This window comes from Colwellia echini, assembly GCF_002843355.2.
Classification (GTDB): domain Bacteria; phylum Pseudomonadota; class Gammaproteobacteria; order Enterobacterales; family Alteromonadaceae; genus Colwellia; species Colwellia echini.
The window spans coordinates 1-353 of sequence record NZ_PJAI02000113.1; the positions used below are offsets into that span (position 1 = coordinate 1).

A 353-nucleotide genomic window follows, 5' to 3' on the forward strand; every position below is an offset into this window, starting at 1 on the left:
GACTTACCTGAGCTTAATCCAGAAGATTTAGCAGAGCTGCGTACACTGGGTGAAATCGTTGCTTATATGCAAGAAAAGATGCAAGGCAAAGAAGCAGTTGTTACGGCTGAAAATGCACCAGTAGCCCCTACAGTACCTATTGTTGAAAAAACGACTGAAACAACGACTGATGCAACAACTGCATTAGTAGCGATAGACTTAAAACATATTCAAACCGTGATGATGGAAGTGGTTGCCGATAAAACAGGTTACCCAACTGAAATGCTTGAGCTTGGCATGGATATGGAAGCAGACTTAGGTATTGATTCAATTAAACGTGTTGAAATCCTAGGTGCAGTACAAGAAATAATTAC

At 40.5% G+C, this 353-nt stretch carries 1 protein-coding gene; it reads left to right on the top strand.

Features of this window, described 5'->3' with window-relative positions; translation table 11 throughout:
* Positions 1–353: phosphopantetheine-binding protein (locus CWS31_RS17475; protein WP_148747800.1), on the top strand; the 353-nt coding region annotated here is incomplete at both ends.